The organism is Sphingobium amiense, from assembly GCF_003967075.1.
GTDB classification, from domain to species: Bacteria; Pseudomonadota; Alphaproteobacteria; order Sphingomonadales; family Sphingomonadaceae; genus Sphingobium; species Sphingobium amiense.
The window spans coordinates 2,634,801-2,658,299 of sequence record NZ_AP018664.1 but is presented as its reverse complement, the minus strand read 5'-3'; the positions used below and the strand labels follow the sequence as shown (position 1 = coordinate 2,658,299).

The following is a 23,499-nucleotide window of genomic DNA, read 5'->3' as shown; positions in this document are numbered from 1 at the left end:
ACGGGATCACGCCGGAATATGAGTTTCGATCCACGCCTCCGTGTGGGAGGCGACGCGCGGCCGCTGCTTCGACATCCAGGCCGCCTACGTTTCGATCCACGCCTCCGTGTGGGAGGCGACCTGGCCGACACCCGCCAATGCGGCAAGGCGATTGGCGTTTCGATCCACGCCTCCGTGTGGGAGGCGACGGCACCAAATTCGAAATTGGCGACATAGACACGTCGTTTCGATCCACGCCTCCGTGTGGGAGGCGACGGGTTCCATGCGGGCGAAGGCGAGGGGATCGAATGTTTCGATCCACGCCTCCGTGTGGGAGGCGACGCCGGTATCGCAACGACATGCGCAAGAAGGACCCGTTTCGATCCACGCCTCCGTGTGGGAGGCGACAAGATGCCGAGGCAGCGAAAAGCATCATGGCGCGGTTTCGATCCACGCCTCCGTGTGGGAGGCGACACGTGCCGCCCGGCGCGGCGCTGAATTTCATAGAGTTTCGATCCACGCCTCCGTGTGGGAGGCGACCGGAGCGGCCTTTACCCCACCGCCCTGCCCCTGACGCGTTTCGATCCACGCCTCCGTGTGGGAGGCGACGTTCCGCCTGCGCGGCCTTCAGGCGTTCCATACGGTTTCGATCCACGCCTCCGTGTGGGAGGCGACGGTCAGAGCCATGGCGTTGCGCAGCAGTTCGATGTTTCGATCCACGCCTCCGTGTGGGAGGCGACAATCTGCAACTGCACTTCGAGCCGCGCCGTGGTGTTTCGATCCACGCCTCCGTGTGGGAGGCGACCGGAAGGCGTCGGCATAATCGGACGCCCAATCGTGTTTCGATCCACGCCTCCGTGTGGGAGGCGACCGGTAGGCGTGATTGCGACCGCGTGGCGTGGTAATGTTTCGATCCACGCCTCCGTGTGGGAGGCGACTCGCGAGTAGATTGCGCCGCTGGCTGCGCGTGAGAGTTTCGATCCACGCCTCCGTGTGGGAGGCGACCGTCAGTATCAGCGGTAATACTTTTCATGATGAAGTTTCGATCCACGCCTCCGTGTGGGAGGCGACGCGCCGGAAAGGGGCACACGCCAAGCGTCGAGGTGTTTCGATCCACGCCTCCGTGTGGGAGGCGACCCGACGGTCACCTCCGAGCGCACCCTCGCGACCGTTTCGATCCACGCCTCCGTGTGGGAGGCGACGCGTCGTCATCGCCCCGTCCTTCGCGCCCAGCAGTTTCGATCCACGCCTCCGTGTGGGAGGCGACCTGGCCTGCGTCACAATCAAGGTTTCGATCCACGCCTCCGTGTGGGAGGCGACGCCCGTAACAGCATCCTTGGGCCACGCCTGCGCGAGTTTCGATCCACGCCTCCGTGTGGGAGGCGACTGCCCGACCCCACCGGGCCGATGATGATCTTGATGTTTCGATCCACGCCTCCGTGTGGGAGGCGACAAGGTCTCTACGCGGCCGGCGTAGTGCTGCAGCGGTTTCGATCCACGCCTCCGTGTGGGAGGCGACGCGTGCCGCGCGGGATCACGCCGATCAGCGGACATGTTTCGATCCACGCCTCCGTGTGGGAGGCGACGGGTGGCGTTAAGCCCGTGCAGCATTCCCTTCGTGTTTCGATCCACGCCTCCGTGTGGGAGGCGACCATCTGCTTGACCCGATCGTCAGTCGCATCCGGGTTTCGATCCACGCCTCCGTGTGGGAGGCGACCGGGAGACGAAGGCGAGGCCGTTTATGAGCATCTGTTTCGATCCACGCCTCCGTGTGGGAGGCGACGGGGGCCGCTGGACGTCGGCGGCGCGGCGGCACGGTTTCGATCCACGCCTCCGTGTGGGAGGCGACCGGTGTCTCCGTTGACAAGAGGCGTCGAAAGCGCGTTTCGATCCACGCCTCCGTGTGGGAGGCGACGGGTAGCCCGTCCGATGATCTGGGTATCGTCGACGTTTCGATCCACGCCTCCGTGTGGGAGGCGACTATTGGCGTCGTTGATGCCGATCGACGTTACGACGTTTCGATCCACGCCTCCGTGTGGGAGGCGACGTTCGAGCGCCTATTTCTGATCGGATCGACCATGTTTCGATCCACGCCTCCGTGTGGGAGGCGACTGCTGGAGCGCGATGGCTCGCTGGCAAGGCGCTGGTTTCGATCCACGCCTCCGTGTGGGAGGCGACCAGAGCGCCGGGCCAAAACGCTGGCCCTCATGATGTTTCGATCCACGCCTCCGTGTGGGAGGCGACGCGAAAGCGATGTGGAGCCGTTCGACGCATTCATGTTTCGATCCACGCCTCCGTGTGGGAGGCGACGCCCCGCGTCGACGCCTTCCGTCGTCTCCAGCTTGTTTCGATCCACGCCTCCGTGTGGGAGGCGACTTTCTCCTCGGACGGATCGACGCGCCAGCTCTTGTTTCGATCCACGCCTCCGTGTGGGAGGCGACGCCCTATTGCTTATGACAATGAGAAAGAACCGTAAATCTGGAACTTTGCGCGAACTCCACGGAATTGGCCCGCCGATGAGACCCCGGATATGGCGGCATTGCCCAAACCTCAGCTTTTCCGGAGGTTACGGCGGATTGCGAACATGCCGGACTTTCACCCACAGATATAGGTTCGCGCGTCGTCAAAAAAGCAGCGGGCCGTCCAGATCAATGACCGGGCTTGCGCCAACATGTTCGATCCGACGCTTGCCGTCCGCGCCCAGTCTGTAGAATCGCAAACTGTCCTTCGACTGATTGATCTCAGCAAGCAAATGTGCCCGCAAGCGCGTCCATTGCGCTGGGTCCACCTCGCATTCGAACACCGAATTCTGAACCCGCTGGCCGTAATCCAGGCAAGCGCGCGCGACCCGGCGCAATCGGCGGCGCCCCTCCGCATCCTGCGTGTTCACGTCATAGGTTACAAGCATCAGCATGGATCATTTCCAGATGAATGGCGGATAGCCGTCCAGGTCGCCGCGGACATGGCGCGACAGAAGCAGCGCCTGGACATGCGGCACCAGCCCCATCGGCATGGTCTCGCCCAGGAAAGGATGGCGCAGGTCGCGCTTCTTGCGATCCTGCCAGGCGACCAGCACCGCTTTGCGCCCATCCTCTGTGAGCGATACGGCGCCACCTTCGTCGATCGCGAAGTCACGAGCCTTTAGTTGTCCGCGGTTTATCAATGTCAGCGCTTGCCGGTCTGCCAGCACCGGGCGCAACTCTTCCATCAAATCCAGCGACAGGCTGGCCCGTCCCGGTCGATCGGCGTGCAGAAAGCCGACCTGCGGATCGAACCCGACACTTTCCAGCGCGGACCGGCAATCATGCCCCAGCATGGCATAAAGGAAAGACAGAAGCGCGTTGACCCGATCGAGCGGAGGCCGACGGGAGCGGCCGCGAAAGGAAAAGGCGGTGCGATCACCCTGTATCATGGCATCAAAGGCGCCGAAATATACGAGCGCCGCTTCCCCTTCATGGCCTCGCAAAGTCGCGACATCCTGTGCTGCTGCGGCGCGACGTGCGATATGGACGAGGCGCGCTTCGGCGGTTTCGATCGTGGCGCGGGCTGCCGCTTCCATCCTGTCGCCATGGTCGCGCAACGCTCGGCGCAGCACGGTCCGCTGGTTGGCGGCCTTGGCTGTGACGATGCCCCGCACAATCGGCACGGCGCGCGCCGGATCGTCCGCCATCCTGTACTGGGTCCGCCGCAGCAGGACGTTGCCGGTGCGCAGCCCCTCCATCCGGGCCAGGAATTTGCCATTGGGTGTCAGGAAGGACAGGGCGATCCCCGCATCGGCGCAGGCCGCCATCAGCGCCGGGGAAGCGCCCGGACGGCCAAAGCACACAACGCCGCCGATCATGTGCAAGGGTGCGCGGCCGCGTTCCTGTCCATCCACTTCCACTACGATGTTGGCGCCGTCCTTGCGTAACCAGGCATTCTCGCTGGTCACATAGATGGTGTTGAGATGACGACGCATTTTCTCTCCTCAGTCATCTAACTGAGCGGTCAGCCAGCGCTGCACGCACGGCGGCTTCTCCAGCCTTGTGGGCCGACATTGATCGGCGAGCGAACAATGTTTGCATCCCGGGCCGAAGCGCGGCGGCGGTGTGTGGGTTTCCGCGATCATCGTGCGGACATCGGCGGCGACTTGCAGGGTCAACGCGCGCAGGGCTTCGTCGAATGTCACAATCAGGCGCTTTTTCGTTTGTGCGTAAAAGAGCGCGCCTTCCGGCACCGCCTGGCCGAACATTTCCTCCAGGCAGATGGCCTGGGCGCAGAGTTGCACCTCGTCCGCGCGGTGGGACTTGGGGCGGCCTCTTTTATATTCGACGGGATAGGGCGCCGCACCCCGTTCGCGGAACTCGACCGCATCAGCCTTGCCCGTCAGCCCATGGGCCAAGGACCGTAGCGCGATGCCCCGCACCGTGCGGACGCCCTGCCGCCGGTCGGGGCGTCCGCCATCGACGCGTTCGTGGAGAATGCGCCCTTCTGCGGTGGCGCCGTCCTCGGCCCATATCCGCTCGACATGGATCAGCGCGCATTGGCGCGGGCAGAAAAGATAATGCTGCAAGGCCGACACCGGCACCAGTGCGTCCTCGACGGCAGGGTCCGGTGGGGGCGGTTGCATCAATAATCGTTCTCCATACAATATGCATCAAAAAATTGACCAATTCATGTGCTTCGATTACTGCCCTCTTGCCGACCGGGAGTGAGAGCGCGCAATGAGAAGATCGAGACATATCAAGATCAAAATCCTTGGAATCAGCGTGATCGAGATCGAATGGTGGCCACCATAGTATGTCGTCTCCGCATGGAGGCGTGGATTGAAATTCCATTCAATACGCATGAGAAATAGCGGGCCTTGCACTGACAAGGCCCGCACCCTCACCGTTCGATGATCTCGACCCCGGACGGGAGATTCTCGCGATCAATGGTCACGCGATAATCCTCCCAGCGGCGCGCGGGCGGCCAGTTGTCGGTATTCTTGTAATAGCCATCGCTGCCGATTTCATGCGCCGCGCCCTGATGCACGCGCAGTGTCCTGACCCGGTCGAACAAAGACTGCGCCTGCGCATTGCCTAGCGCGCTTTGATGCCGGAACAGGATGAGCTTGCGGCTGGCCATCTCGCCCCGCGCGGCGGAGCGGTCATGGTCGAACATATTGCCCAGCGCCTGCCACAACAGTTCCAGATCATCCTCGGAAAAGCCCGTGCCCTTGACCGGGTGGGACGCAAGCGGCGCGGAGACATAGCCATGCGCGCGATACAGGCCATAGGGCACGATATGCTTGCGGCCCATGGTGCGCGCACCCTTTTCCTCAGCATCCTTTTCGGTCGTTGCGGCCATGCGGGTGATGGAGATTTCCAGCGGCAGGATCGGCTCGACCGACCTGGCGAAGCTGAACTGGACCGGCCCGCGCACCTGCCCTGCGTTGACGCCCGTGGACATCACCGCGCCGAATGTGCGAACGTCCCAGAAATTGGAACACATCCACGCCGTCAATTCACGCGCCTTGGCCTCCTCCTTCGGCAGTTTCTTGAAATCTTCCGTCTTGGTCACATCCGGCATGACAGCCGCCCAGGCTTCCTTGTGCAGCAGATTGAGTGTCGATCCTTCGGACATGTAGATGCGGTTGTCCGACGCCATCGCCACATAGTTGCGAACCTTGCGCTTCAAGGCCACGTCCGACACCAGCCCCAGATTGGTTTCCGGGTCCAGCCGCGGCATGTTGCCGGCATCGGGATCGCCATTGGGATTGCCGTTCGTGACATCGAAATAGAGGATGAATTCGTGGCGGTTCGTTACCGGATTGCTCATTCTTCGTCCCCCTGTTCAGTTGCGCTTTCGGCTGCTTCCAGTTCGGCAGCCACCTCGGGCCGGCCTTTGAACTGATCCTTCCGCTGATGATAATAGCCCACGGCAAAACGCCCCTGTTCGGCCAGCGGCAGGGCGCGGGGCAGGTCGAGCGACAGCTTTTCGAGGATATCCTCGATCTCGCGTTCGACCCATCCGCCCTTGCCGGACTTGCGGAGCTTGCCCAGATGGTTCTGCGCGCCGCGCAACAGCAGCGGAAAGACACTGGCGGGCGTTGCGGACGCCGCGCCGAAGTAGCGGTCGCGGATGGTGGCGTTGACCCGGCCCAGCGCCATGCGCTGCGCCGTTTCCAGCACCGCGAACAGGCGGCCCAGTTGATAGGCCCGGTTGGGTTCGTCAGGCGCAAGGCTCACAGGCACATCCTCCTTTTTCGGGTCGATACGATGGTCTCGGTGCAGCACCGCGCGGATCACGGCGGCATGCCAGCCGCTCAGCGGGTCGTCGCCCGCGCGCAGCCGGATGATCGCGGCCGCCAGCAGGCTTTGCGGATAGCGGCCGCCCGACAGGACCGCGCGCATCACCTCGCCGGCAAGCAGCGGCGGGATATTCTCGAACTTTTCCTGCAAAGCGGTGGTGCGCGCCAGCAGGCGGTTGACCGAAGGCGCCCGGCCCCAGCCCATCGGCACAGGTTCGATACGCAAGTCGGCATGGTGATCGGCCAGACGCCGGGCGAACTCGTCCAGCGTGCCCGTCAGCCAGTAGCGCACGGACAAGCGCGCGGCGTTAGGCGACAGGCCGAGGATGTGGAAGCGCGTGCCCGGCTCAATGTCGGCACGCAGTTCCGCGATTGGCCTACCCTTGCTGACGGCGTCCATCTCCTCGCCGATCTTGCGGGCCTCTTCCGCGTCGGTGATGTCACCTGCCATCCAGTTGCCGAACAGCGCATCCGCCGCCTCCGCCGCTTTGGCATCGCTGGCGTCCGCCCAGAAAACGACCGTCGCGTCGCCGATGGGGCGGCGGACGCGGTTGGGACCGTCGCGGGTCAGCAAATGATTGAGTGCGGCCCCGTAGCGAAAGGCGGCGGCCTGGCTGGTGGGCGCATTGGCGCCCTGATCCTTGCCCAAAGACGTAAAGGCGTCGAGATTGAAGGAAACGAGCGCCGCTCCGGCAGTTTGTGCGCCTTCCACGCCCTTGATGGTGGGATGCAGCCGCGCTATCGGTCCTCGCTCCCCCGATATCAGGCAGAAAACGCCGTCGCCCTCTTCATCGCCCGCCCGCGCGCTGGCCAGCGCCCGCGCCGCGGGGCGGTCGTGCAGATAAGCCATGTCGCCGTCGAGACGGAACATGAAATTGGCGTCGAGCATTTCCGGTCTGAACTTGTCCGACTGATCGAAATGCTCGGGCCGCCATTGTTCAAGAAACCGCCTGAGCGCAACAAGCCCTTCATCCTCCTGCCCCGCCAGCCGTTCCAGATGCGTGGTTACGAAGGCCGCATGTTCCTGCGCGGTGCGTTTGCCTTCACCGGCGGTGCGGCCAAGCACATAGGCGCTCTTGTCCCACAGGAAATTCGGGGCGATGCCGACCGTCCGCTTGACCGCGGCGGGCACCATATGGATTTTAGGGCGCGGCTTCTTGCCCGAAAGGTCATGCCGATCCTCGACATCGACAACCCTGCCGTCAGGATCGAGTATGATGCACCAGCCGAATTTTTCCGGACTGCACCCCGGCTCCGCGACGCCCTCAAGCCGATGATAATAACGGTCGAGCGCCTGGAGGATCGTCATGCCACCACCTCGTCCGCACTGAAGGGCGGCACTTCGATAACGCCGTCTTTCATCTTTGCGCGGAAGAAGCGGGATTCATTTCCATTCGCGAAGTCTATGTCGTGCAGCATCCAGCCGAGATCGGCGTCGCGCCGATCGGCCGGCAGTTCGCAGGGCGGCAGGGGTTCGCCGTCGGCGATCAGGGCAAATTCGGCGTCAAATTCCCGCGTCCCCAGGCAGGGGCGGTGAAAACATTGGCCCTGCGCGGCGCGGCGGTTGAACATGCTCACATGTTTGGCGGCGCTGTCCTCCGGCCCGGCCTTGCCGGTCAGGGTGAAATGCGCCTCGATCACATAAGCAACATCGACCAGCACCAGCGCCGCGCGTTGCTGGCGATTTTCATCCACGGCGATGCCCAACCCTTCGGTCGTGCCGCGCTTCATGGCACTGACTACATTGGCGGCGCTCGCCTTCGCGCCCACCTCGTTGCGGCGGATCGACCGGAAGCGGACCGGCCTCAGCACGTGGATGCGGTCGACATGCCAGCGGATCGCCGGCTTCCAGTGGATCGCCTCCAAAATGCCGCGCGCCGCCGACGGCGTAATCACATCATAGCTGACGCGCTCGACCTTCATCTCCGGTCTCGTGAAACAGGCGCGTTCGCCCCAGACATGCAGTCGAATACCCATTTGGTGAATCCCCCAGCGCGATCTCATGTTCTGTTATTGTTCTGAATCAATCAAGCTATTTGTATACTCCATTTCGGTGTTATTACATGATATTACTCTCGCTGGTCCGCCATGTGGGATCGTCCAGCCGCAGGCCGAACCGCTCATCATAAAGCGACGGGTTTTCGAGCAGGACGAAGCTGTCGCCATAGTCTTTTGCGCGAATAGCCTGCGCCGCGCCGCTGGCCAGCAGGGTTTGGCGCGCTCCGGACGGCACAGGCACGATATATTGCTGAAGCCTGCGTTGCGCGCCGGACGGCAGGAAAGGTCGGCTTTCATCCTTCATTTCGGCGATCAGTGCGTCGATCGACGCTTTCTCTTCGGTCGTTGCGCCCCACGGCACGATCACCGGGTCCATCACATCGTCGATCATGCGGAAAGCCTGCGCGATGCGCGCAAAGGGGAACTCAAGCCTGCGGCAGCTATCGCGGATGGCCGCGATGATCTCGATCGGGGATCCATCCGGCAGGCGCGCCTTGTCCAGCGCGGCATAGCCCTGCTCCCAGTAAAGCCAGCGATAATATTCCCGCACCGCCTCCAGACCCAGAATGTCCGCGTCGGGATCACGCATGATCTTACGCTCCGCGTTCTTCGCCGCCTGGTAAAAGGGGATCATCGCCCGCGGCACGGGCTTGCGACCTTCCACCTCGGCCGGTTCGAACACCACCGTTCGTCCCAGCCCTTCAATCCGGCCTTCGCGATTGCACCGCCCGGCCGCCTGCGCGATATTGGACAGGCCCGCCACCGCGCGCCACACCTCGGGAAAGTCGACGTCGACGCCGGCCTCGATCAGGCTGGTCGCCACCAGCCGCACGGGCAGGCGTGCAGCTAGGCGCTGGCGCAAGTCCGCCAGCACGGCGCGGCGATGGCGCGCGCACATCAGGGTCGTCAGATGCGCGGCGCCATCCTGCTTCTCTATCGCCTCGAACAGGTCGCGCGCGTGGGCGCGGCTGTTGACGATGCAAAGCATCTGCGGCTGCGCAGCAAAGCGCGCTGCGATCTCCGCGTCGCTGACCGGATCGTGACGCCATTCCACGCGCACACGGCGAAGCTGTTTATAGAGACCCTGCGGATCGGGCGCGAGTTCGCGGTCGTCGCCGATCTCCAGTCCCTCGGCGTGGCCATCCCTCGTTTTTCTGGGCAGCGCACCGTCCTGGACCCGCAGTGCCGGCTGGGTAGCGGTGCACAGGATGACGGTCGCGCCATAATTGCGCGCCAGTTCGTCGATCGCGGCCATGCAAGGGCGCAACAGGTGGATCGGGATGGATTGCGCCTCGTCCAGAATGATGACGCTTTTGGCGAGATTATGGAGCTTGCGCGCCTTGCTGGTCCGGGCTGCAAACAGACTTTCGAAAAATTGCACCGCGGTCGTGACGATCAGCGGCGCATCCCAATTCTGTGCGTCGCGCCGCAATTTGGCCAGCCCGGCCGGCCCTTCGTCATCTTCATCATTCTCTCGCGCGGGTTCGCGCCGATCCCAATCGAAGCTGGAATGATGTTCCAACACATCTTCGTCGCCCAGGATCTTGCGGAAAATCTCCGCCGTCTGTTCGATGATCGAGGTGAAGGGGATGACGTAGATGATGCGGCGCAGATCATGGGCCGCCGCATGTTCCATCGCAAAGCTAAGCGATGTCAGCGTCTTGCCTCCGCCAGTCGGCACCGTCATGGTGAAAAGGCCCGTCGGCAGCCCCGCCTTTCCATTGGCATGATCGAGTATTTGCGAGCGCAGCCGGTTGAGCGGGGTGTCGCAACGCCTGTGCCCCGCCATATAAGTGCGAACTTTGGCAAGATGATCGGCAGTGATGACCCCGCCCCGGGCAGGCAGCGGTTCGCCGCTGGCCTGCGTAAGAAAGGCTTCGGTGGCAAGAAAATCGGCATCGACCAGGCAGGAAAATAGCATCCGTACGAAAAAGGACGGGGAAAAAGTGGCGTCGATGCGATTGCGATCGAAGCGCGGCAGTCCTGTCGTCAGCACCTCGGCGCCGGGCAGCCCAAGGACATGATCCTCCCAGCCGGTATAATCTTCAACCGATTTGGTCAGCCGCATCGACAGGTTGCCGCCTTCATGGCCGCCGCCATCCATCAGCCCGGCATGATGGCCCGCCAGGCCAAATGCCATGATGCGGCCAAGATATGGCTGATAGAGGCGCGCGGCCTCTTTCGCCCCGGCGCTGCTGTGATCCGGCCCCTTGGGACCGCCAGCCTTGGGCGCGCTTCGGATATAATTCTGGTAGGACTCTGACATTTTACCAATGTCGTGCAGCAGACCCATGGCGCACGATATGTCGGCCGCGCCGAACAGCGATGCAAATGCTGCCGCGCGATGACCAACTTGCGACAAGTGGTGAGACAGAGGCTCCCAATGGGCCTCCGGTCGCCCATCAACAGAGTGAGCAAATATTTCCATCTGTCCCCTCATAGTGAATTGCTTGGGCAGATCCATTGACCTGGTTCTTCGTCGCCAGGCGCATCCAAACCCCGTTGCCAAAATGAGCATTATCCGGATCATCGCCACTGGTTTTCGGGCTATCGAGTGTTAGACGCAGCCTCGCAAGGGGACGACAGTGTTATCGTATCTGGACAGATGGGTTCGGTTTGCGAAACCGTGATTGATCGCTGGAAAATCTGGCGACATTATTGCACTATAGACAGATGAAAGATGCTCGCATTTACTTATTGTTTCTGTCGCTTCTGTCGGTCGCCGCGGCGCCCGCCCCTGCTGAGCCCAAACATAGGGCGACCCCACTAACAAGTCCGGGCACATGGTTCACGGATGACGATTATCCCATGGAGGCCGCGCGCGCCGAAATCGAAGGGACCACCGCATTCCGGCTGGAGATCGACAGGGCAGGGATGCCCCAGCGCTGCATCGTCACCATAAGTAGCGGGTCTGCCAGTCTCGACAACGCCACCTGCGACAAGCTTATGGTCCGCGCCCGCTTTACAATCCCGAAAGATGCCAGAGGCAGGTCTGTTTCCGACATATACAACGGCAGGATAACCTGGCGGCTTCCAGATGCAGACGCGCCCGCGCAACTGCCTTCCATTCCTCACATCATGAAGGTGACTTTCTATGTGAATCCCGATGGAACCACCTCTGACTGCAGTGCGACATTAAATGATGTTGAGCCTGGTCCTTCTGAAATATGCGCCGCCCAGGTCTTGGGCAGGCATTTCCCCATACAAACAGATGCGTCGGGTAAGCCAGTGCGGCAGAAATTGCGAATGGTGATGGGCATCGAAAAGGCTTCCGATTAATCGCAGCTAGGCGGCGTGGACAAATTTGAGCCAGTATCTGGCGGTGGCGAGGTGGACCATTCCGAGGAAGCTGTTGGCCAGTTGGTCGTAGCGGGTGGCAATGGCGCGATTGATCTTGAGATGGCCGAACATGCGCTCGATGCGATTGCGCTGTCGGTAGAGCACCCGATCATAATGGATTTTCACACGGCGGTTTGATCGGCCCGGAATGACGGCCTTGATCGTCCTTTCGGCGAGGTCCGCGCGGATGGCGTCGGCGTCATAACCCTTGTCTGCAAGGAAGGCATCGGGTGCGCGCTCGGGCAAATCGATCAGCGCATCATACGCCTTGCAGTCCGCTGCTTCACCGCCAGTCAGAATGAAGGCGAGCGGTCGTCCGAGGGCATCAGCCAGGCAGTGAAGCTTACTGGTGAACCCGCCCCGCGAGCGGCCAAGAGCGCGTCGATGAGTCCCCCTTTTCCGCCCGCTGCCGAGACGTGGGCGCGGACTGTGGTGCTGTCGATGCTATAGTGGCCGCTGTCCGCCATGATCTCAGCCAGGGTGACCGCAACCGTTTCCCAGACGCCAGCCTCGCTCCATCGTCGGAACCGCCGATAGATTGTGTTCCAGCTACCATATTTGGGCGGCACGTCTCGCCACGGAGCGCCACACCGGAGCCGCCAGAGAATGCCGTTGATGATCGAACGGTTCTGCTCAGGTGGCCTGCCTCGGCCACGGTTCTCCGGCTCGATCGGCAGCAAGTCCTTTAAAACGCGCCACTCTGCTTCGGTTAAATCGCCCCGGCTCAAGCCTGCCTCCAAAAAGCAGCCTTGAATCAAGGCAAGTGTGCCACGTCAATCGCTAACCCATGCGGCAATCGTTTGGCGAAAGCCCGGTTCCGTGCGAGCATGGTTACATGGAAGTGCTGACAATCCTCGTTGTGATCGTCGCGGTGCTCTCGGCAGCCACGACAAACGCAATCGTGCAAAGGCGCCTGCTCGCTTCAGGACGTGGATGGTTCCGCAGCACAGTCGTTTCCGGCTTTACAGGCTTTCTTGCAGCTATTGGCATCATCGCAACCTACTTCATCATAGGCCACCTGATCTGGAAGTTGGCGCAGTAGCCAATTTGTCCACGCGCCCTAGGGCTTGCTTCACCACCACTTCATTTGCCCGGCCCCTGGCACGGCGTATCGGCGGCGGTCCAATCAATTTGATCGCCCTTGTCGAGCAGGGGCTCGCTCCGGCCGACGTCGGCCTTCAAAGCAAAATCCTGTTCCACTCTTGTCATATCATTGTCAAAGCCCGGAATGAGATCATTTGCGGTCCGGACATCTTCCGCGCTGATCTCCGGGGTTAGACTTCGGGTGGATTGAACGGATCGCACGACATTGTCATTGATTGAAATGCCCCGCCAATAGGCGACACCACCGAGAGTGCGGCGCATGCGCTTGCCCGCCACGTTCCAGTGCCAGCTGCCGTTGGGCTTGGGCAGGCGCAACACCGTCGCCCAGCAGCGGAAGCGAGGAAATTCAATGGCAAAGGGAGCTGACTGATCCTGTTCCTTGGGACGCTTCCGTTTGTTAGGGGCGTAAAGACCCGCACCGTGCATGTAGCTGTACCAGCCGTCTTCATCGCTGCCTTTCCATTCGAGCTTTCCCCGTCCGGTCAGGGTGAGGATCAACGCGGCCTGATCGTCGGCATAGCGCCACTCAACCTTATCCGCATCGACCCAGTCAGCCTGTTGTTGCCAATAGCTCTGCAACTGGCGGTCGGTTTCCTCAGGTGACAGACTGGCCAACATTGTTCGCATGGAATAGATTCCGTCTCCGCGCAGAATATTACGAAGCGTCACCTTGGCGGGCTTTGCTATTCCTTCGCGCATATCGACTTCCTCGAAGCCGATCAGTTGAGGCTCCTTTGGAACGGCAGGCGCAACGGACTCCAGTGTCCCGCCTTCCTTGCGCAGCGGGAGCACCCAGCGGAAGGGCGGTGGCGGGATTAGCGCAAGATGCTGATCGCCGAGCCTCGTGCCGTCCAGCCAATAAGGTTTGCCGCCTATCGTTGCGCGAACCAGAACATGGTCGAACAGGACGGGACTTGGCAACCGCTGATCCATCCCGTCGCCGCCAGCGGCCTGAACCAGCACCGCTTCTGCTGAAACGTCCAGTTCACGCAGGATGGCAAGCAACAATGCGGTTTTGGCCTTGCAGTCCCCAAACCGGCGCGTCCAGCTTTCGTCTGTAGTGGCAGGGCGATAATTTCCGCCGTTCAGCCCCACATAGACGTAGCGGATATGGTTCTGCACCAGTGCCAAAGCGGCTTCGGCACGCGCCGCCGGGTTCTCGTCGGCTGCGGCGATCTTTGCGATCTCCTGCCTGAGCTGCGATCCCGGTTTCAATGCCGACGCTTCGTCGAAAAGTCTCCACATGCGCTTGGAAACATCTGTCCAATCGGCGAAATCAGAATATTCCAGCAACCGGCGGACGTTATAACGCGCTGGCGCTCCATCGGTCGGCGTGGCGGCTTTGGGATCACGCAACATATAGTCGACCGCCTCGTATTTATACTCAGCCTTGGGCGTGAGTTCCCCCATGTCGGGCGTTCCCTGCCAACGCAGCTTTTGGCCCGCAGGCCAGCTCAGTCGCATGCGATAAGCGCCCGGATTTCCTTGCGGCGGCAATGCACTGAGGCCGAAATGATGGTCGCCCAAGGTCGGGTCTCGTCCGTGTATGGTGGCTGCGAACTCGAGTTCGTCGCCGACCTGAAGTCCGGGCGTTTGCAAATTTGCCGTCAGGATTCCGGTCAGCGTGGAGGCTTCGAGGTCTACCTCTTGCCGTACGACAGCGAAGCGCGTCTTCTTCAGTACATCTAGCGGCTTGCCATCGCGCCAGATGCGCAGTTGATGGACGGTTACAGAGCCGCTTGCAGGATTCCAACTGGTGGCAATATTGCCGATGGGCAAAGCGTCGGCGGTGAGCAGCCTGACGCGCCATGCCGTGTAAATATCTTCACCGTCGTCGCCTATCCGTGTCTGCGTATCAGAGTAAATGGTGCGCGCCGCCGCCCCAATCTGCGCAATCCCATCCGTCGGCGCAGGTGGTGGCAATACCCAGGTGGCAGGCTTGCCATATTGAACTTTGTCGGCGGCGAATGCCGTATTTGCTGCTGCAACAGCCGCAACGGTCAGACCCATGATAATCCGCAGCAAAACTACCCCCAAATTGCCGTAAGACTTGGCAAGAGCTTGTCTTTCGTAGCGACTCTAACACGTCGGTTGGTCGGATGGCGAGAGCATCGTCAGAGCCGCTAGATAGCCCGCGGCTCTTGCTGCGCACCCCATGTCAGGCTCGGGTCAGCGAAATGCAATATTTTCCTGCCCCATCCGTTTCAGGCACATCAGGGGCAAACAATATATGACCGAAAATGAGCGGCGCGCTCATCATCCGCATGTGGCGTCGGTAGAGCCTGGCGATCGCCTCGTGATACTCGCGCGGGCGATACAGGTGCGGGATCGTGACGCCGCGACCCTGCTCGAGGCGCAGGCCGCCAACTGGGCGCGGCTTGGGGACGCATGTCTGGGATATTCTCTTTACCGCCAACGCTCGGTCTTCGGGAATGCAGCCGATGTGTCGGAGTGGAGTCACCTTGAACTGAGCTATTTCCGTAAAATAGTGCCCGCTGATGTCATATCCGAACTGGTCCTGAAGCCACAGGCGAAGGGAGTGGAACTGCTCCGCGCGGAGATACTTTTGACCAGTCCTTCCAGCTTTGTCCTGCCGCATGATTGGCAAGGCTCGGCCGGTCGGACCGAATGGCAGGCGTCGCTGGAATATATTGATGTGCTACCCGCCCATCTCGGCGAATATCGGGACTATATGGCGGAATATTTCGGGCCTGCCGCCGCGACTCTCGTCCAAACGAATAGAATCGGAACCTTCAGGTCGATGGAAACGGCGGCGGTCCTGTATCGGAACCCTGAGCTGAAAATCGACTGGAACCAGATACATTTGTGCGAGGTGGATGCCGATCATTTCGACGGCTTCGGCCCGTTGTTCAGTTCGGTCTTCGAGCAAGGTTCGCCGGACGATCGACTGGCGGGCGTCTTCGCGAAGCTGGGGCAGATACGCACGGTGCCGCTCTGGACCTCGAACGAAACCCTCGTGGAAGATTTTGTAGCAGCGGGAGATTAAGGCAAATGCGCCGGCGGTCAGGAGATGGGCGCTAGAGGTTAATCTCTGCTTCGTCTCCGCAAGCCGGCCAACCCGTTCCTTTCCCCATGAGGAGAGAGAGGGGGGAGCAATGCCTTGCCCCATCAGAACTATTCACGAATGCAAACGGACAGGATGCGGCAAGGCGCCTCTGACGCTGCGAGATAGGCATGCCCCATGCCGCTATCGAAATACACCGAATCCCCCTGTTTCAGACGCACCGGTGCATAATCCTCGCAGCAAAATTCTATCTCTCCCTCGATGACGAACGCAAACTCTTCGCCCTCGTGGCGAATCCATTCGCCAAACTCTTCAATCGTTTTTGTCTTGACGGTGGAAACGATCGGATTGGCTCTTTTTCTCAAGAGATCCATCGACAGGTAGGAATTGACATAGTTGTCGGATTCGACCGCTACGGCGTCAACGATCCGTGTGACGGCGAGCCGTCGGGCATGGGCGGAGCGGGATGCCTCCGGATTATGGCCCTTCGCGTCGAAGAGGCGGGCGATGTCCACCCCCAGTCCCTCACCCACCTGCACGAGCTTTTCGTAGGTCAGCGACGCTTTGCCGTTCTCCACCTTCGAAAGCGTGGTTCGAGGCAGTCCTGTGCGCGACGCGAGTTCGGCAAGCGTCAGCCCGCATTCTTTGCGGACCGTGCGCAGGGATTCGGCAAGGGATAACCGGGGCTTCATGATCTGGCTCAAACTTCAGCACCCTATTGCCATATTTCTGCAATAGTGCAAACGTTCCGATACAGAACATAATTTCTGATTCGGAACATACCGCTATGGGCAAGTCTGCATCCGCAGGCGGGAATCATGCGATTGTTCCTATAACAAAAAATCTCCGAAAATTGCGTAATTAAATATAGAATTTCAAAAGTTGACGATATTTGTTTCGAAGAAATAATAATAAGTTATTTTGATTATTTAAGACAGCGCGATTTAATAATGCAGTTTTTGTTGAGATTGAAACTGCGAATATAATCTTGAGATTATCTGGCGGCCCGTCGCGGCACTTAAACAGGGAGACTATTGTGGCAGGGTTCCAGGATCGTAAGTGGCAGCGTCGGAAACCGGTAACGCGACTGCGGAATGCGACGGCGCTTGGCGTCGCCCTGTGCGCGCAGATGCTATCGGCTCATGCTTTCGCGCAAACTGCTGATCCGCAATCTGCACCATCGGCTGAGCAGGCGAAGCAGGGCGCCCCGTCGGGCGATACCGACATCGTCGTCACCGGCTCCCGCGTGCAGCGCGACGGTTTCAAGGCGCCGACGCCGACCACCGTATTGGGCGTGGCGCAGATCGCGGCCAGTTCTCCCAACAACATCGCGGATGTCGTCAATCAATTGCCCGCCCTCTCGACCGGCTTTTCACCCCGTGCCGCCAATATCGGCAGCAGCAACGGGACCGGCGGCCTCAACGTTCTCAACCTCCGTGCGCTGGGCGCTACAAGGACGCTGGTGTTGCTAGACAGCCGCCGCGTCGTTGGCTCGAACCCCAGCGGCAATGTCAATATCAATACCATCCCCCAACAGCTCGTCGAACGCGTGGACATCGTGACCGGGGGCGCATCGGCGGCCTATGGCTCGGATGCCGTCACGGGCGTCGTAAACTTCATTTTGAACAAGAAATTCAACGGATTAGCAATTGATATTCAGGGCGGAATTACCGAAAGGGGCGACGGCGAAAGCGGCAAGATCGAAGCCACCTTCGGCACCGGTTTCGCGGACGATCGGGGCCATTTCGAAATCAGCGGATCGGCGTCCAACCAGGCAGGCGTTTTCAGCACCGATTCCCGATCATGGTTCAACAGCACGAAGCTGGTGGGCAACACGGTCGCCGGCGGCCCGGCACGCATTTTCGCCTCCGATGTCAATCTTTCGACCGCGACCGCCGGCGGCCTGATCATCAGGGACCCGGCAAATGGGCCGCTCCAGGGGATTCAGTTCGGCGCGGGCGGCGTCCCGACGCAGTTCCAGTTCGGCGCCGCCACCGGCACATCGAATCTGATGATCGGCGGTGAAAAAAATGACATCGCGGCGTCTGTTCCGCTCGCGCTGCAGGTGCATAACCGCAATCTGTTCGGTCGGCTGAGTTATAAATTGTCGGACGACATCACCGTCTACGGCGAAGGCTCCTTCGGCAGTTCGCGGGTGTTCAACCCCTCGGTCTATCAGTTCAAGCTCGGTAACCTCATCATAAAGGCGGATAACGCCTTCCTGCCCGCAAGTGTCAGCACGGCCATGGCGAATGCCGGTTTGTCGCAGGTCAAATTCGGCACATGGAATCAGGATCTGGGGAAGCTGGACGTTCGCAACTCCCTTGAAACCTATCGCGCTGTCGCGGGTCTTGACGGGATGTTCGGCAGCGGCTGGACGTGGAACGCCTATTATCAATATGGCCGGACGAACCTCGTCAATCGCGTCGACAACGAGTCCATCACCGCACGCTATAATCAGGCCATCGACGCCGTCTTCAACGCGCAGGGCGCGATCGTCTGCCGAAACCCTTCAAACGGCTGCGTTCCGCTCAACATCATCGGGACGGGCGTTGCTTCGCAGGCCGCGAAAGACTGGGTGTTGGGCACGGCGATCCGGCATTCGAAAATAGAGCAGCAGGTTGCGGCCGCGAGCATCCAGGGTGAGCCTTTCTCGACATGGGCAGGCCCGGTTTCGATGGCGTTCGGCGCAGAATATCGCAAGGAATCCACTCACGAAACCTCCGACGCCCTGTCGCTGGTGAACGGCTATTTCTCAGGCAATTTCAAGCCGACGAACGGCGCCTATAATGTGAAGGAAGCGTTCCTCGAAACGGTCATACCGCTGGCCAAGGATCTTCCCTTCGCGCAATCGCTCGAACTGAACGGCGCACTGCGTGCCACCGACTACAGCACATCGGGATATGTCACGACCTGGAAACTGGGCGCCACCTGGCGGCCGGTCAACGATCTGCTGTTCCGCGCGGTGCGCTCCCGCGACATCCGGGCGCCCAACATCGCCGACCTTTTTGCGAACGCGCCGATTACCTCGACCGTTACCGATCCATTCAACGGGGGCCGCGCCGATACCGTTGCTGCCTACCTTACCAGCGGCAACCCGAATCTGGTGCCGGAAATTGCGTCGAACCTTGGCCTGGGTGTCGTCTATTCGCCTTCCTGGCTGCCCGGTTTCCAGGCGTCCTTCGATTATTACCGCATCGACATAAAGGGCGGCATCACGACGCTGGCGTCCAGCGCCCAGCAGGCGGTCGACCTCTGCTATCAGGGGATCGCGGTCGTCTGCTCCTATATCACGCGGGACAATAGCGGGCATATCACGGCTCTTCGCCTTGCGGGGATCAATGCGGGCCGCATCCTGAACACCGGCTTCGACATCGAACTATCCTATCGCAAGGATCTGTCCGAGTGGCACGATGGACTTGGCAACCTGACCTTGCGCGCCTTGATCAATCGCGTGGACAAGCTGACCGTGGACACCGGCATCACAAAAAAGGACTATGCGGGCGAAGTCGCCAACCAGACCTCGCCCTTCGGCGCCCTGTCGGCCTTTTTTCCGGATCTTCAGGCGACACTGTCCGCAAATTATGTGCAGGGTCCTGCGACCGTCAATCTGACCGGCCGCTACATCGGTTCCGGCGTGGTCGATAACAGTTTCACCGCAGCATCAATCTCCCGCAATCGCGTCTCGCCGGTTTTCTATCTGGACGGATCATTCGCGTGGAAATTGCGGAGCCTTCCGGGACAGCCGGAATTTTACGTGGCAGTCGACAATATATTCGATCGGGCGCCGCCCGTCGTCGCACCGCTTGCGGCCAATCCGTTCCTGAACTCCGGCACGAGTCCGGGTCTGTATGACACGCTGGGCCGCGCCTACCGCGCCGGCATCAGAGCGAGGTTCTGAACGGTCCCGTCCGGAGCACGGTCAAGCCGACCGCCGCTGCAGAAAGGGGACTTTCGGCAGCGGCGGCCCCGCCTGTCCGATCTCAGCGGGGTTCCGCATCGCCCGAAGGGATAACGGGCAGCACGATATGCGAAGGATAGCGCGAACCGTGGTAGATCTTCTGCCGCGCGACGACCGCGTCCTTGTCGTCGACCAGCCCGTTATTGTCCGCCCCGGTGTTCAGGTTGCGAAGATAATAGGGGTAATAGCTGCTCTGGACGTCAATGCGGATACGGTGGCCTTTCCGGAAGAGATTGCCCGTCGCTCTCCAGAAGTCGATCGTATATTCGTAGACCTTGCCCGGCTCGATAGTGCTCAGCGCCGCCGGATTGAACGCCCCGGCCCTGGCGGGATCGCGGTATCGGGCGCGCATCACGCCTTCGGTCAGGAGCGCGGCATAGCCGTCCGGGTGAACGTCCACCAGATGAACGATCCAGTCGGTGTCGCGGGCCGATGTCGCGGCGAAGAGCTTGATCTGGATGGGGCCGATCACTTCGGTGTCTTCGGTGAGCGGCGGGGTGGTGTAGACCAGCACTTCGCGCCCTGACTCGGGCTTTCGCGCGTCGACCGCTCCGTCCTCGATCTCCCCTCCGGTCCAGGGCGACAGCGTCGGCTTGCCCGGATCGTAGATATAGCTGTCCGATCCGTTGGCGCGGGGCGCCTGCGTTGTCAGAACCCCGTCGCCCGAAAGGGAATTGGCGTTCCCCCCACTGGCGAGATAATATTTGGTCCAGCGCGTTTCCGGCAGCGGCCAGTCCGACGCATTCCGCCATATATTCGGACCCATTACAAAGACCCGCACGGGCGGATCTTTTTCCACGCCATTGTCGATCTTTTTCAGATAGTGATCGAACCACCGCAGCGTTTCTTCACGGAAGTCGACTGCCAGCGCCTCCGGACCGTAATCGACATTCCCGACCTTCCGAACCGGCCAGCCGTGCGGCCAGGGGCCGATGATCAGCCGGGGCGATCTGGCTTCCGCTGTCGCTCCATACCGTTTCATGCCCATGTAATTCATCGGCGATCCGGGCTGGTCCACGTCGAACCACCCGGTGAAATTCAGAGACGGAACCGTTATCTTTGAATAGCCCTCCGGACCCTGATAACTGACGTCGGCGAAATATTTCGACGTCGATATGTTGTTGACGATGAGTTTTTCGAACCACGGTGAATCGAGCATTCCCCGCCGCTTGTTGATGTCGACATATGGGCCTTTCCAGGCGTCCTTGAAGCGGGTTTCGGAAAAGCCGCCATAGCCCGCCTTGCTGCGCACCTGAAATGTCCGGCCGGACATCCATGCGGCCCAGTCGAGAAACCAGGGCATCATCAGCCCCTGCTGATAGGGGATATTCCACATCGGATCGGGCGGCGCCATGTTGGGAACGATCGCCTTCAGCGACGGCGGCGCCATGCTCGCCGTAAACCATTGGGTCCATCCGTCGAACGACGTCCCCTTCATGCCGACGCGTCCGTTGCTCCAGCTTTGTCTGGCGAGCCATTCGACAAGGTCGTAGCCGTCGGTCTTGTGCTTCGGATCGAACGGTTCCCACTTGCCATCAGAATCGAAACGCCCGCGCATGTCGGCGATCGCGACCGCATAGCCCCGCTCCGCGAACCAGCGGGCTTCGTCCCAGCCGCCCGCGCTCAGGCGGCCGTCATTGCTGTAGGGCGTCAGGACGAAAATGACGGGCAGGGGTTCTTGCACATCGGGGCGGTAGATGTCGACGGACAGTTCCACGCCGTCGCGCATCGCTACTTTCTGGCCGCGCGTTTCGATGAATACAGGCGATTTGGCGGGTGCTTCGGTAAGGGCGGACGGCTGCGCGACGGCGGTGCCATTGCCCCATGCTGCCATCGTCAGCAGCGCGCCTGTCGTAAAGATCGTCGTTCGCATCAAAGCTCCTCCTCTCATTAGCCGCGCGTCGATGGATTCAGAATGATCTGCCGATGAAAAAGCCGATCGACCGCAGACGCTATATTCTCCCCATAATTTTCATAAATGACCTATTTTTGCCGAATTGGCAAAAATTTGTTTTTGAATGATTATGTGCGGGGCAGAACCGTGGAATCGCCGCCATTCACACTGGAATCTGCTGCGCCGGACTCCCGGAACTTCGAGCAGAGCCCGCCCTTATCCCCACGGCCTTTCGCGAAACCATTTGGTGACGACATATTTGGTGCCGCGCTCCACTGGGCGCGCGGCGTGTAGGCTGGCGCGGTTGGGCGCGCCGTCGCGGTCCAGATTGTTCCAGATCAGGATCATGCCCTCGACCGGAGGCACCATGAATTCGCACAGGGGGAAATGCGTCTCACCGCCCGCTTCGACGGGGGAAAGGTAGATCATCGCCGTCCAGGTGCGCTGGCCGCCGCTCTTACGCATCGCCTGCCAGTAATCGGCCTCGGGCGGGAAATAATCGCAATGGGCGCGATATTCCTGCCCTGCGGTGTAGCGCTGCCCCTGTAGCGTCTCGCCATGGTCGGCGGGCAGGCCGGTGAGCGCGCAGATTCGCCCGGTGACAGCCTCCACCAGCGGATGCGACGGCGACAGGTTGCCGCTGTGGCTGGTGCGATAATCGGCATTGGCGCTGCCGGAAAAGAGCGTGGACGGTCTGGCGCTGGCGTCAATCATCGCGCGCATCTCCGCGCATTCCTCGACGCTCATGAAATTCTGGCGGCCGTAGATTTCGAGAGCGGGGGCGTCGATGCGGCTGACCATGGGATTGCGGTCGAGCTTGCGCCGCACGCTTTCGCCAAAGGCCGCGCGCGTGGGGGAGGCGGTGCCGCCATCGTCGGTCGGATCGGTCATGCGCGCGTCCTGCCACAGGGGATGCGGTCATGAAAAGACCCCGGCACGTCGCCGCGCCGGGGCCAGGGGTTCCTGAAGGCCAGTCCAGGAAGGGCGATTACCAGAAGAAGTTGTGGATCACATCGACGACATAGCCGTCGCGGATGTCGACCAGCAGCGCGTCGTCATAATAACGGACCCAGCGCAGCGTGCCGTAAGCGGGCGGCAGGCGGTAGCTGTAGGGATCGTCCAGCCAGTAGCTGTTCCCGTAGAGCAGGCTGTTCAGGTAAATGCCGATCGAAAAGCGCTGATAGCCATAGCCCCACCCGCGCGGCGCATAATAGCGGCCGATGCGGTAACGGTCTCCGTAGCGGGCGCGATAACCCTGCCAGTCATAGCGCCGGTCCTGCCGCCAGCCATTGTCCCACCGCCGCTGGTCGTTCCAGCGCGCGCGGTCGTCGAGGCGGCGGCCCCAGTCGCGGTTGTCGGCACGGTCACGGCCGTTCCAGCCTTCATTGTTCCAGTTCGCGCCGCCGTTCCAGCCGCGCCGGTCGTCGTCACGCCTGTCGTTGCGCCAGTCGCGGCGGTCGTCGCGGCGATCCCGCCGCCAGTCCTGCCGGTCATCGCGACGATCGTTGCGCCAGTCCTGCCGCTGTTGCCGCTGGGCGTCGGTCCAGCCGGGTTGCGGCGCAACCGGGCGGTCGCGCACCCCGTTGTCGGCGGGGCGAGGGGTATCGCGCTGCCAGCCTCCCGAACCGGGCTGCACGACGGGCCGTTCGGGCCGTTCGCGGCCCTGCCAGTTCGCACCGGGGCCGGATTGGCCGACCGCACGGTCCGCGCGCTCCGGGCCGCGCTGCTGCCAGCCGCGTCCCACGCTGTCGCCGCGCGGGCCATTGTCGCCGCGCGCGCCGCGATTGCCCCACTGGGGCCGCTCGCCGCGCTGCTGCTCGGCCTGTGCATAGGCGGGCGCGATCCCGCCCATCACGGTGGCGGTCATCATGCCCGCCAAGATCATCTTCCTCAACATCGTCGTTCGTCCTCGGGCGGGGGCATGATGC

The 23,499-nt window shown here is 61.4% G+C and carries 17 protein-coding genes and 1 CRISPR repeat array (1 of these 18 cut by a window edge); of the genes, 4 read left to right on the top strand and 13 right to left on the bottom strand.

Annotated features, from left to right (window positions below; translation table 11 throughout):
• Positions 1 to 2,420: a CRISPR direct-repeat array (repeat unit 32 nt; unit sequence GTTTCGATCCACGCCTCCGTGTGGGAGGCGAC); it reaches 442 nt to the left of the window's first position.
• A 182-nt stretch (positions 2,421 to 2,602) separates the two neighbouring features.
• The 7 genes from cas2 to SAMIE_RS12825 form a co-directional block, all read right to left on the bottom strand.
• Positions 2,603 to 2,887 (bottom strand): CRISPR-associated endonuclease Cas2, encoded by a 285-nt coding sequence (gene cas2, locus SAMIE_RS12855; RefSeq protein WP_456299961.1) that lies wholly within the window; start codon positions 2,885 to 2,887, stop codon positions 2,603 to 2,605.
• Positions 2,888 to 2,896: 9 nt separating this feature from the next.
• Positions 2,897 to 3,937, bottom strand: a complete 1,041-nt coding sequence (cas1c, locus tag SAMIE_RS12850) for a type I-C CRISPR-associated endonuclease Cas1c (protein WP_066704070.1) — start codon at positions 3,935 to 3,937, stop codon at positions 2,897 to 2,899.
• Positions 3,938 to 3,946: 9 nt separating this feature from the next.
• A complete protein-coding gene (gene cas4, locus SAMIE_RS12845) occupies positions 3,947 to 4,588 on the bottom strand; it encodes a CRISPR-associated protein Cas4 (RefSeq protein WP_066704073.1) in 642 nt (213 codons plus the stop codon).
• Positions 4,589 to 4,845: 257 nt separating this feature from the next.
• Positions 4,846 to 5,778, bottom strand: coding sequence for a type I-C CRISPR-associated protein Cas7/Csd2 (cas7c, locus tag SAMIE_RS12840; RefSeq protein ID WP_066704076.1), 933 nt, complete (start codon positions 5,776 to 5,778; stop codon positions 4,846 to 4,848).
• On the bottom strand, positions 5,775 to 7,559 hold the full coding sequence (cas8c, locus tag SAMIE_RS12835; RefSeq protein ID WP_066704078.1) for a type I-C CRISPR-associated protein Cas8c/Csd1: 1,785 nt from the start codon (positions 7,557 to 7,559) through the stop codon (positions 5,775 to 5,777). Before cas8c ends, cas7c begins: the two co-directional genes overlap by 4 nt.
• Positions 7,556 to 8,227 carry a type I-C CRISPR-associated protein Cas5c gene (gene cas5c, locus SAMIE_RS12830; RefSeq protein WP_066704081.1) on the bottom strand — a complete coding sequence of 224 codons (672 nt, stop codon included), beginning with the start codon at positions 8,225 to 8,227 and terminating at the stop codon, positions 7,556 to 7,558. Before cas5c ends, cas8c begins: the two co-directional genes overlap by 4 nt.
• An 82-nt stretch (positions 8,228 to 8,309) precedes the next feature.
• Positions 8,310 to 10,676, bottom strand: a complete 2,367-nt coding sequence (locus SAMIE_RS12825) for a CRISPR-associated endonuclease Cas3'' (RefSeq protein ID WP_066704084.1) — start codon at positions 10,674 to 10,676, stop codon at positions 8,310 to 8,312.
• 245 nt (positions 10,677 to 10,921) lie between these two features.
• Here SAMIE_RS12825 and SAMIE_RS12820 point away from each other — a divergent pair, with 245 nt between their 5' ends.
• Complete coding sequence (locus tag SAMIE_RS12820) at positions 10,922 to 11,527, top strand: energy transducer TonB (RefSeq protein WP_066704087.1); 606 nt, start codon at positions 10,922 to 10,924, stop codon at positions 11,525 to 11,527.
• 6 nt (positions 11,528 to 11,533) lie between these two features.
• Here the strand turns inward: SAMIE_RS12820 and SAMIE_RS12815 are convergent.
• A protein-coding gene (locus SAMIE_RS12815; protein ID WP_197724633.1) for an IS5 family transposase occupies positions 11,534 to 12,315 on the bottom strand; the annotation gives its coding sequence in 2 pieces (ribosomal slippage) (positions 11,534 to 11,991 and positions 11,991 to 12,315; 783 coding nt in all).
• A 107-nt stretch (positions 12,316 to 12,422) separates the two neighbouring features.
• Here SAMIE_RS12815 and SAMIE_RS12810 point away from each other — a divergent pair.
• The gene (locus SAMIE_RS12810; RefSeq protein WP_126516830.1) at positions 12,423 to 12,629 is read left to right on the top strand and encodes a hypothetical protein; all 207 of its coding nucleotides are present in this window, start codon (positions 12,423 to 12,425) and stop codon (positions 12,627 to 12,629) included.
• A gap of 41 nt (positions 12,630 to 12,670) precedes the next feature.
• Here the strand turns inward: SAMIE_RS12810 and SAMIE_RS12805 are convergent, their stop codons facing one another.
• Positions 12,671 to 14,701, bottom strand: a complete 2,031-nt coding sequence (locus tag SAMIE_RS12805; RefSeq protein ID WP_232037226.1) for a DUF3857 domain-containing protein — start codon at positions 14,699 to 14,701, stop codon at positions 12,671 to 12,673.
• A gap of 220 nt (positions 14,702 to 14,921) precedes the next feature.
• On the opposite strand from SAMIE_RS12805, the gene SAMIE_RS12800 reads away from it, so the two are divergent.
• Complete coding sequence (locus SAMIE_RS12800) at positions 14,922 to 15,698, top strand: hypothetical protein (protein ID WP_066702558.1); 777 nt, start codon at positions 14,922 to 14,924, stop codon at positions 15,696 to 15,698.
• A gap of 128 nt (positions 15,699 to 15,826) precedes the next feature.
• On the opposite strand, the gene SAMIE_RS12795 is transcribed toward SAMIE_RS12800, so the two are convergent.
• Positions 15,827 to 16,420: a helix-turn-helix domain-containing protein gene (locus SAMIE_RS12795; protein ID WP_066702555.1), complete on the bottom strand. Its 594-nt coding sequence runs from the start codon at positions 16,418 to 16,420 to the stop codon at positions 15,827 to 15,829.
• A 425-nt stretch (positions 16,421 to 16,845) separates the two neighbouring features.
• Here SAMIE_RS12795 and SAMIE_RS12790 point away from each other — a divergent pair, with 425 nt between their 5' ends.
• Positions 16,846 to 19,617 (top strand): TonB-dependent receptor plug domain-containing protein, encoded by a 2,772-nt coding sequence (locus SAMIE_RS12790; protein WP_066702553.1) that lies wholly within the window; start codon positions 16,846 to 16,848, stop codon positions 19,615 to 19,617.
• 82 nt (positions 19,618 to 19,699) lie between these two features.
• Here SAMIE_RS12790 and SAMIE_RS12785 read toward each other — a convergent pair whose 3' ends face one another.
• The 3 genes from SAMIE_RS12785 to SAMIE_RS12775 all read right to left on the bottom strand — a co-directional run bounded on the left by SAMIE_RS12785 (position 19,700) and on the right by SAMIE_RS12775 (position 23,468).
• The gene (locus tag SAMIE_RS12785) at positions 19,700 to 21,550 is read right to left on the bottom strand and encodes a CocE/NonD family hydrolase (protein ID WP_066702551.1); all 1,851 of its coding nucleotides are present in this window, start codon (positions 21,548 to 21,550) and stop codon (positions 19,700 to 19,702) included.
• A gap of 237 nt (positions 21,551 to 21,787) precedes the next feature.
• Complete coding sequence (locus tag SAMIE_RS12780) at positions 21,788 to 22,462, bottom strand: prolyl hydroxylase family protein (protein ID WP_066702549.1); 675 nt, start codon at positions 22,460 to 22,462, stop codon at positions 21,788 to 21,790.
• A gap of 97 nt (positions 22,463 to 22,559) precedes the next feature.
• Entirely contained in the window at positions 22,560 to 23,468 is a 909-nt protein-coding gene (locus SAMIE_RS12775) for an RcnB family protein (RefSeq protein ID WP_066702541.1), read from the bottom strand.
• Between the last annotated feature and the right edge of the window lie 31 nt (positions 23,469 to 23,499).

Excerpts from the sequence above, each read along its gene's own strand:
- cas2 (WP_456299961.1), bottom strand. The coding sequence starts at position 2,887 with ATGCTTGTAACCTATGACGTGAACACGCAGGATGCGGAGGGGCGCCGC.
- cas1c (WP_066704070.1), bottom strand. The coding sequence starts at position 3,937 with ATGCGTCGTCATCTCAACACCATCTATGTGACCAGCGAGAATGCCTGG.
- cas4 (WP_066704073.1), bottom strand. The coding sequence starts at position 4,588 with ATGCAACCGCCCCCACCGGACCCTGCCGTCGAGGACGCACTGGTGCCG.
- cas7c (WP_066704076.1), bottom strand. The coding sequence starts at position 5,778 with ATGAGCAATCCGGTAACGAACCGCCACGAATTCATCCTCTATTTCGAT.
- cas8c (WP_066704078.1), bottom strand. The coding sequence starts at position 7,559 with ATGACGATCCTCCAGGCGCTCGACCGTTATTATCATCGGCTTGAGGGC.
- cas5c (WP_066704081.1), bottom strand. The coding sequence starts at position 8,227 with ATGGGTATTCGACTGCATGTCTGGGGCGAACGCGCCTGTTTCACGAGA.
- SAMIE_RS12825 (WP_066704084.1), bottom strand. The coding sequence starts at position 10,676 with ATGGAAATATTTGCTCACTCTGTTGATGGGCGACCGGAGGCCCATTGG.
- SAMIE_RS12820 (WP_066704087.1), top strand. The coding sequence starts at position 10,922 with ATGAAAGATGCTCGCATTTACTTATTGTTTCTGTCGCTTCTGTCGGTC.
- SAMIE_RS12810 (WP_126516830.1), top strand. The coding sequence starts at position 12,423 with ATGGAAGTGCTGACAATCCTCGTTGTGATCGTCGCGGTGCTCTCGGCA.
- SAMIE_RS12805 (WP_232037226.1), bottom strand. The coding sequence starts at position 14,701 with ATGGGTCTGACCGTTGCGGCTGTTGCAGCAGCAAATACGGCATTCGCC.
- SAMIE_RS12800 (WP_066702558.1), top strand. The coding sequence starts at position 14,922 with ATGACCGAAAATGAGCGGCGCGCTCATCATCCGCATGTGGCGTCGGTA.
- SAMIE_RS12790 (WP_066702553.1), top strand. The coding sequence starts at position 16,846 with ATGCTATCGGCTCATGCTTTCGCGCAAACTGCTGATCCGCAATCTGCA.
- SAMIE_RS12785 (WP_066702551.1), bottom strand. The coding sequence starts at position 21,550 with ATGCGAACGACGATCTTTACGACAGGCGCGCTGCTGACGATGGCAGCA.
- SAMIE_RS12780 (WP_066702549.1), bottom strand. The coding sequence starts at position 22,462 with ATGACCGATCCGACCGACGATGGCGGCACCGCCTCCCCCACGCGCGCG.
- SAMIE_RS12775 (WP_066702541.1), bottom strand. The coding sequence starts at position 23,468 with ATGTTGAGGAAGATGATCTTGGCGGGCATGATGACCGCCACCGTGATG.